This window comes from Stenotrophomonas maltophilia group sp. Smal32 (assembly GCF_030237085.1).
GTDB classification, from domain to species: Bacteria; Pseudomonadota; Gammaproteobacteria; order Xanthomonadales; family Xanthomonadaceae; genus Stenotrophomonas; species Stenotrophomonas maltophilia_Q.
In genome coordinates, this window is sequence record NZ_JASJSI010000149.1 from 1 (window position 1) to 8,211 (window position 8,211).

The 8,211-nt window shown below is 63.9% G+C and carries 9 protein-coding genes; 3 read left to right on the top strand and 6 right to left on the bottom strand.

Annotated elements, in window-relative coordinates; translation table 11 throughout:
• Positions 1–409 precede the first annotated feature (409 nt).
• Positions 410–1,042, top strand: a complete 633-nt coding sequence (locus QRO91_RS20840) for a hypothetical protein (RefSeq protein WP_285310541.1) — start codon at positions 410–412, stop codon at positions 1,040–1,042.
• On the opposite strand, the gene QRO91_RS20845 is transcribed toward QRO91_RS20840, so the two are convergent.
• A protein-coding gene (locus tag QRO91_RS20845) for an IS3-like element ISStma5 family transposase (RefSeq protein WP_087944427.1) occupies positions 1,016–2,172 on the bottom strand; the annotation gives its coding sequence in 2 pieces (ribosomal slippage) (positions 1,016–1,932 and positions 1,932–2,172; 1,158 coding nt in all). The genes QRO91_RS20840 and QRO91_RS20845 overlap by 27 nt on opposite strands.
• A gap of 525 nt (positions 2,173–2,697) precedes the next feature.
• Here QRO91_RS20845 and QRO91_RS20850 point away from each other — a divergent pair.
• Positions 2,698–3,417 carry a hypothetical protein gene (locus tag QRO91_RS20850; RefSeq protein ID WP_049430732.1) on the top strand — a complete coding sequence of 240 codons (720 nt, stop codon included), beginning with the start codon at positions 2,698–2,700 and terminating at the stop codon, positions 3,415–3,417.
• Between the two features lie 7 nt (positions 3,418–3,424).
• On the opposite strand, the gene QRO91_RS20855 is transcribed toward QRO91_RS20850, so the two are convergent.
• The 5 genes from QRO91_RS20855 to QRO91_RS20875 form a co-directional block, all read right to left on the bottom strand.
• Complete coding sequence (locus QRO91_RS20855) at positions 3,425–5,620, bottom strand: fimbria/pilus outer membrane usher protein (protein ID WP_197612656.1); 2,196 nt, start codon at positions 5,618–5,620, stop codon at positions 3,425–3,427.
• A 3-nt stretch (positions 5,621–5,623) separates the two neighbouring features.
• Positions 5,624–6,283 (bottom strand): molecular chaperone, encoded by a 660-nt coding sequence (locus QRO91_RS20860; protein WP_061478950.1) that lies wholly within the window; start codon positions 6,281–6,283, stop codon positions 5,624–5,626.
• Between the two features lie 130 nt (positions 6,284–6,413).
• Positions 6,414–6,914 (bottom strand): spore coat protein U domain-containing protein, encoded by a 501-nt coding sequence (locus QRO91_RS20865; protein ID WP_006375771.1) that lies wholly within the window; start codon positions 6,912–6,914, stop codon positions 6,414–6,416.
• 113 nt (positions 6,915–7,027) lie between these two features.
• Positions 7,028–7,483 carry a hypothetical protein gene (locus tag QRO91_RS20870; protein WP_125892007.1) on the bottom strand — a complete coding sequence of 152 codons (456 nt, stop codon included), beginning with the start codon at positions 7,481–7,483 and terminating at the stop codon, positions 7,028–7,030.
• On the bottom strand, positions 7,476–7,772 hold the full coding sequence (locus QRO91_RS20875) for a hypothetical protein (RefSeq protein ID WP_049403041.1): 297 nt from the start codon (positions 7,770–7,772) through the stop codon (positions 7,476–7,478). The genes QRO91_RS20870 and QRO91_RS20875 overlap by 8 nt, the downstream gene beginning before the upstream one ends.
• 63 nt (positions 7,773–7,835) lie before the next feature.
• Between QRO91_RS20875 and QRO91_RS20880 the strand changes: the two genes are divergently transcribed.
• Positions 7,836–8,211, top strand: a 376-nt coding sequence (locus QRO91_RS20880) for a transposase (protein WP_285310542.1), incomplete at its 3' end; no start/stop codon positions are given.

Genomic DNA, 8,211 nt, shown 5'->3' on the forward strand with positions numbered 1-8,211 from the left:
GTCTACGCCCCCTCGCCACACAGGACCACCGCCCACGCCATGCCCTCGCAACGCTCCCGCTCTTCCACCCCTCACGTCCACCGATGCCCCACCCCGGGAACCCGTGCAAAGTTTTTCAGCCCACCGTTTCGCATTGCCCCGGATCCCCAGGACAGGTTGCCCTCGCCCACCCGCAGCACCGCCCCAAGAAACCCAAATCACATTGGTTTTAGTCAAACGTGTGCAGTGCCCTTGGATACACCCACAGCGCGTTTCCCGAATCACAAGTGGGGAGCCAAAGAACCCCTGGAAGGAAGCCGCAAATCCCTCGCACCAATTCGTTTTAGTCAAACGAGGGTGCGCGCCATGGCCTCCATTCACCGCCATTGGCCATCAACGATCCGCCTGCTGTCGTTTCAGGAGTGCTCTCATGAACACCGCTGACCTGGACGCGTTTGCCCGTCGCGTGCTGGCCTTCCATGCCGTCCGTGCGCCTGCCATCCCACGCTGGGCGCTGGACGTGGCCCGCCGTTCCGAAAGCCCTGTGTGCGCTTTCTGCACCGCCCCCTTGGACTTGGACCGTCGCCACTCGTGGGGGCTCTCACCGCTCGTTCCGTCAAGCCTAGCCGGCCCAAGGGACACCGAGAACCTGCGCATGGCTTGCAAGCGCTGCATCACCGAGCGGGGCAGCCGTGACCTGTTGGCCTGGCCCGAGTTGAGCCAGCGGCTGCCACCAGAACCGCTGGACGCCCTGCTGGCCGACCGGCTGTTTGTCCTGCAGCGCTCCGACAACCACCTGGTCGAGGTGGGGCGCTTTGCCAAGCCAGCCAGCGTCCTTGCCCAGCTCCAAGAGCGCTGGATGCACCCCCGGTTCGTCGTTCACGTCCAGAGGCATTCGGACGGCTGGGTGCTGGGGTGGCCACTGGCCCACCGTGCCGATCTGACGCGAAACGACTTGGCCGCGCTCTTGCGCAACATGCACCAGGGCCAACGGCTGGAACATCCCGACGTGGTGGCCTTCGGGTTAACCGGGGTTCTACCCCGAAATCACGGACGGTTGTAAAAGGGCTGAGAACTTCTGGTCTTGCCTGGCGACCCTTCGTCGCATCCTCGGGTTGTGGAACCGCTCGATGTATTCGAACACATCCGCCCTCGCGGCATCGAGCGTTGGGTAGGTCATGCGGTAGACCCGCTCGCGCTTGAGCAGGCCGAAGAAGCCTTCGCACGCGGCGTTGTCACCGCAGTGGCCCACCGCGCTCATCGAGCACACCAAGCCGTTGGCCGCCAGGTAACGCTGGTAGTCGCCGCTTCGGAACTGGCTGCCACGGTCGGAGTGCAGGATCAGTGGATGGCTGCCTTGGCGCTGCCAGACCGCCATCTGCACGGCCCTGATCACCATCTGACGATCCTGACGATGATGCATTGACCACCCCACCACCCGCTGGTCAAACAGGTCCAGCACGATGCACAGATACAGCTTGCCTTGCCGGGTCTTGAGCTCGGTGATGTCGGTGACCCACCTGGTCTCCGGCTCCAACGCGGTGAAGTCCCGCTCCAGCAGGTTGCGCACACCCGGCGGCGTCAGCGCCGGCTTGCCGCGCTGGCCTCGCCGCTTCGGTCGCGGCCAACCCTGCAGGCCATCGGTCGCCATCAGACGCGCCACCCGGTTCAGGCTCGCCGTCTCGCCTTCCTCGGCAAGGTCTTCATGCATCCGGCCGGCGCCCAATGTGCCCCGGCTGTCCTCATGCAACTCACGGATCCGGCCGAGCAAGCGCTGGTTGTCGCGCTCCCGGGCACTGGGCAAGCGCTTACTCCAGTCGTAGTAACCGCTGGCCGAGACCCGCAGGCAACGACACATCAGTCGCACTGGAAACTCATCGCGGCAACGTTCGATCACCTGATACCTCAGGATGATCCCTTGGCAAAGAACGTCGCCGCTTCTCGCAAAAAATCCCGCTCCTTCTTCACCCGGGCCAGCTCGCGCTTGAGCCGCGCCAGTTCCTCGTCCCGGGGCGTCCCGGTGCCACCGAAGGCCACCTGGCCCCGGCTCTGGGCCTCCCGCTTCCAGCGGGTCAGCAATGCATCCCGGATCCCCAGCTCCCGGGCCACCTGGGCACAGCTGACGCCCGGCTGGCTGGCCTGCTCAACCGCACCGCGCTTGAACTCGGTGCTGAACTTCCTTCGCTTCGACATGAACACTCCTCATGGCCTTGATCGGCCTTCTCGTAAGTGTCCGTGAAAACGGGGGTGAACCCGCAGGAGCCCTTCAGCAAGACGAGCGACGAAGCCTGGTTAGCCCCGAAGGTCTACCGTTGCCCAGCATATCAATCATTTATCACAACAATACTTTCGGCGATACTACCCTTTCCAGCCTTCAGATTCAGATCCATGGACCAGGGACAGTAATGCTCCGGAGGTGATGAGCCTCCTGGCGGCAGTCACACGGTAGATGAGCCGTCATGCGCACCAGGCAATCGCTACGCACGACCTCCAAACCACCAGAGGACACGGCTTGTTGGCCCAAGCATTGTTCATAAGCAGCATATGAGCCCCCTCTCAGCCCCTGAGACAGTGGCCTCGCCTTGCCCCCCCCCTGTCTCGACACCTCTTGGAGCACCTGCCTCTCGCCCGGCTTGGGGTCGAGTGAGGTTAGAGTAGTAAAAACTGCGCAGGGGATGACAACGCGCAGGCTCTCAAACGGAAATTAAGGGGAACCGCATGGCTCATGACACAGACTCGCAGAAGATCAGCTTGCCCGAATGGCTGTCCATCAATCCTTGGGCGATCGTCTTGGTCGTCACTGCATTGATTGCAGGTATTCTCATGGGAGCACAACACAGCAAGGTTCCAGAGCTTGCCAACGTCATTGTCGGCCCGGCCGTAGGTTCGTTCCTTGCAGTTGGAGCTGGTGCATGGCTCGCGAATTGGCAGGAGCGCCGAAAGCGCACCGAAGCCAAAGTCTTCATCGCGCCTATCTTGGGTGAGATCACCCAAGCCATTGAAGGCGCCATCAACGGTTACGCAAATTACGAACGGCTTCTTCAGGAGCATAGACTCACCAAGCCAGCTCCAAAGGATGGACGGGTCGCCGCCGCCTCTTGCTTAGCAAAGCTTGAGGAAGAGGGCCACAAGATCAATCGCCGGCTGCACCAGCTCCAGACGGCCTTCAACTCCGTGGGCTATCAAGGCAGTGTTCTGTATGCAGACGCGCTGGAGATCCTCAAACGAATCCAGTCACGACTGGACAAGCACTCAGAGGAAATGGGGGAAACGGACGCTGACATTTCCGAGCGCACCGTCGGCGACCTCATTGATCTGTGGCGCTGGTCCGATTCCCTCAAAGCAACGGCCGTGTCTGGAAAATACACACCATCGATTCGGCCATTGCCCGATGGGGTCCGAAACGATCACCGCTGGAGTGCTAGCACGCCGTCCTGACAAATTTCTACTTGCAATCCAGATCGAGAGCGACCGTCGCGTTGCCCAAGTTGCTGGGCAACGTGGCCTTGCAGACCCCTTCCACCTCCACCGTCTGGCCGGGGCGCGGCTGCTTCAGGTAGAGCACCCCGTCATAGCCCACCTGGGTGGTCTCGGTCGCCGTCTTGGCCACCGTGCCCGCTTCGATGGCCGAGCCAGTGAGGCGGAAGGTGCGCGCGGCCTCGGTCAGGACCGGGAAGGTAAGGTGCATGCCGGCTTGGCGGCCAGCGGTGGCGGTTTGCTCGATCTCGGCCAATTGGGTGCCCAGTGGCAGCGCCCGATCGTCTACGCGGACCTCCGTGGGCACCATCGGGGTTACCTCGCCCACCACCAGGCGGCCTTGGGCGTTGGTCTTCCCCACCAATCTGCCGCCCACCCTCACCGGCACCCCGGCTTGGCCGGGCACGTCCACCACGGCGAAGGATTCGGCCGGACCTAGGAACGTCACGCCCTGGCGGTCCAGGTGGACGGCACCGGCCATCGAACCGGAAGCCCAGGTGCCGCTGGGCCCGTGCTCGGCGTTGATCTGGGCCCACCCTGCCCGGGTGGTCCAGTTGGCGTTGGCCCGGGCGGTCTGGCCAGCCGCTCCCTCGTCCACCGAAGCAGACAAGCCGACAGGGGTTCCCAACACCGTGGGACGGGCGCGTCCTTGGACGGCCCAAGCGGTGGCATCGGGGGCTTGCCGGGCCCTAACGCTCACGCCCTTGCCCCGGCCGAAATCGTAGCTGTAGCCCACCTCCACCCGGGTTTCCTTGCGCTCCAGATCGCGCAACGCGGAGACGGCCACGGTGTGCCCGTAGCCACGCCAAGTCAGCCCGGCGTCGGCGTAAGCGGTGCGAAAGCGTGGCGTGCGCACGTCCGAATAGCTGGCCCGAAGGGACCACTGGGGCGTGGGCCGCCAGAAGACCGAGCCTCGGGTGCGCTGCTCCACCTCCACCGCATTGGAGGCGCGCAGGCGCCAGTAGTCCTGTTGGCGCTCGTGCTCCAGGCGCACGCCAAACCCCGGGCCGCGGTAGTCGTAAGCCATGGCCTGCCGTTGGCCGCCTTGGGTTGACGTGCCCACTTCCAGATCCAGCGTGCCGTAGGTGCCAAGCACCGTGGTGGCCCCCAACGCCACGTTGGCCTTACCGTTCGATGAGGTTTGGGCGGTGCCGCGCAGGCTCCACCGGTCATTGAGGCCCCAAGCCACCGCCCCGGTCGCGCCCAACGCTCCATAATCGCTCTCCCCTTGGCGCACACGGCCGGCGGCGACTTCCCAGGTGGTGAGCCCTTTGCGGAGCAACGTGGGGGCGACGTAGAAACGCTGATCGCTCACCACGGTTTCGCGGCCGTAAGGGTCTCGCACCACCACTCGGGTTTGCTGCGCACCGGTGCCCAAGGCGCTGCCATCGGCCGTGAACGGCCCCTTCCCCACCTGGCCCTGCAGCACACGGGCGCGGTTGGCCAGGACTTCCACCGTGGCCGGATCGAGCGCCACGCCACCGAGCATCGGGACGGGATAGGTGGGCGTCAACGGGTCCAACGCCCGCGGGTCCTTGGCCACGCGCATCCCAGCCAGGTTGACCGGAGAGGACGACGGACCAGCGAACACATCGCCGGCCTGGTAAGTCACCAAGCGGTTGGGATCGTCTTTCTGCCAGCGCGTCACGCCGCGAACGTAGCCGGTGCCCGACGCGTCGGTGTTGACCTGCCCGCTGGTGCTGACAACGCCCCAACGGCCCGCCTTGCGGACTTCGTGCCCCAAGGAGAGCGCCTGCTGTTGCTCGGACACCATGCCCGCCACGCTGTAGTTCACCAGCACCCCGGGAGCGGGCGGCGCGATGGGGCCGCGCTCGGCGCGGACACGGGCCACGCGCTGGGCTTTGAGCCGGTCTGCCGGCAAGTCCAGAGCGACCGTGGCGCTGGCCTCGTCCACGGCAAAGCCCACGCCCAGCGCCTGGGCGCTCATCGGATCCGTTTGACCCGGTGGAAGCTGGAGTCCGACCTCGCGCCGCGTGGCCGGCTCGGCGAACCACTGACCGCCTTGCTGCCAGAACGTGAGCGGATCCGCCTTGGCCTTGCCGCCGATCACCGGCACCAGGAACGCGGGTGCCACGCCTTCGGGCACCGCTGCGCTGGCCGACGATGCAGCCAGCAACAACAACGCCAAGGCGTGGCCACGCATGGATCACCGCCCCACAGGGACGGTGACGGGCTGGCCGTTGACGGTGATTGAAAGGTTTTCAGCGCGCTGCCCGGGCTGGGCCTCGTAGGTCATTGAGGCCCCCGGCAGGGTCCAACCCAACGCACCCTCGCGCCACGGCTTGCCACCAGCCGGGCCGATGGACGACACGCGGGCGGCGGTCTGGCCGTGGTTGGTCAGCCGGTAGCCCTTGGGCACCGCCTGGACGGTCACCTGGGGGACAGGCGCGTTGGCGACCTCAAAGGCCACGGGCAAGTCCTGGTTGACCAGCAACTGGACGCCTTGGACGTTGGGAGCCCTGAGCTGCATTAGCAGGACGCGGTAGTAGCGCCGCTCGCCCAGCGCGCCCACCCTCATCAACCGGGCGGTGCGCTTGGATTGGGGCGGGACGTCCACGAAGGTGGGCGCCCCCACGATATCCGTGGTGGGTGAAAACACGTTCTGCCCTGTGGCCTGATCCCACCCCACGGCTTTCACCTGGTAACGCACCGACGCGTCGCCGCTGTTGTGCAGGGTCACGGCGACGTGCTTGGCCGAGGTATCGGCCATCAGGGTGGTGGGGCCGACGGAGATGGAACCGGCGGACGCCGAAAAGGACAGCAAGGACGCGGCGGCCACGGCCAAAAAACGTTGGGAATGGGTCATGGGGTCTCCTTTAGGGGCGTCTCCATTCAAACTAGATCGGAATACCATTCCGTCAACCCATACCTACTCATCTTTTCGGCAACAAAAAGCCCCCGGGGCAAGCCGGGGGCGTCGGGACAACCGATGGGGATCAGTTGTAAGTGGCGGTGACGGTGACCGTGTCGGTGTAGTTGCCGCCCACGGCCTGCTTGAGGGCCAGGAAGCGCACCGCGTAGTTGTAGCTCTGGACGGTGCCGTCGCCAACGCCGGTGAACGCGTCGGTGTCATCCCCCCATACTTGGCTTCCCTGCGGGTCCTTGAAGAAACCGTAGGGGATGTAAGCCCCGGCGCCGTTGGTCACAGCCCGATAGGTCTCATACCCGGACAGCAGGCCGAAGTTCTGCCCCTGGCCCGGCGAAATGGAGTAAGTCGTGCCCGCGTTGCACACGATGCTCAGCCCGGAGGTGCGGGCGGCAGCTTCGGAGATGCCCGACCAGTCCATGCCTTCGATGGAGGTCACGGACAGCTGGCAGGTGTTGGTCAAGGTGCCCTGAATCGTCAGGTCCGCGGTGGTGTCGGCGGCGAACGCGGGCACTGCAAGCGAAGCCAGGGCGATGGGCAGAAGGGCGCGAAGGAAGGTCTTGCGTGTCATGGGTATCGTCTCCTTGAGAGGGATTGAGTGGGGATGAGTAGCCCCAGAATGGGCCATCCCCTTACCGATACCTCGAATCTGAAAACGCGCAAGGGTGGGCATTGAGCCAGCGGTCAGAGCCTGGCTCGTTTGCCACCGGCCGCTGACTGTCTCCATAACCCATCCAGCTCACGCGCACGGTGCTGAGCCATTGCCTCCTGAATCATCCGCTGAAGGACGAACGCAAACGCGTCAGTCACAAAAACGCCCACGCCGATCCCGCAATCATCCGGCAAGCTGGAAATCTGTTTTATCGATGGCTGGTGAATGACCTCGTCGAGCTCAGGGGGCAACGGGTCCACGAACGTGTCAATGAACGCCCTCACCTCGGTTTCGGCTGCTTTGCAAAGGTCGGCGTCAGTGAGCAGCGCCCGCAAGTCGGCAAGCGTGGGAAGCCACACCGTATTGAAGAGCGGGCCACCCACCGAGGGACTGACGAAATGGATGCCGTGAAGCACGGATGCCCTCTCACTCTTTCCGAGCTCTCCGTCTCCCCAATAACCGTTCATCGGAGGAGTCACGTCACCCATCATTAGCCAGTTCTGCGCGCCGCCCCTGCTCTTCTCGCCAGCACTTGAGCAGGTGTTTGTAACCGGGCTTGGCTTGGGGGACGTGGAAGGATCGTCCGTAAGTGTTGACCTTCCCGCCGTTGTGGAGCTCGACGGCATGAACCGCGGTCCAAGTGGTCGCCCAGCCCAGGCTGTCGTCCTCTTCAAAGCTGACGGGCTCCAAGGAGACCGCTGCATAATTTTCAATCAAGCCGGGATTCAATCCCAACGCGATCATCTTGGTTTCGTTGGTTGTGACGGTTGCGCTCATTGAATCGCCCAGGGTTCCGTAGACACCTCGCAGCCATAAACTATGGCTTAGGCGGAGGTGGTTATGAGCACGAAGCGGTACACCGATGAGTTCAAGATCGAGGCGGTCCGACAGATCGTTGAGTACGGCCGTCCGGTAGCGGAGGTTGCCGAGCGACTGGGCGTGTCGATCCATAGTCTTTACGGCTGGAAGCGGCAACAAGGCAAAGGCGATGTTGGCCGGCGTGTCGAGCAGGACCAGAACGCGGAAGTGCGCCGCCTCAAGGCTGAGCTACGCAGGGTCACTGAAGAGCGAGACATCCTAAAAAAAGCCGTGGTGAGTTCAACCCGTCAATGCAACATGATCAACAGTTGCACTGATAGGAGCGAACGATATGGCAAGGATGGGGCGGCCCGGCATGTCTCGAGCCCAGAAGCGAGATCTATGGCGACGATGGAAG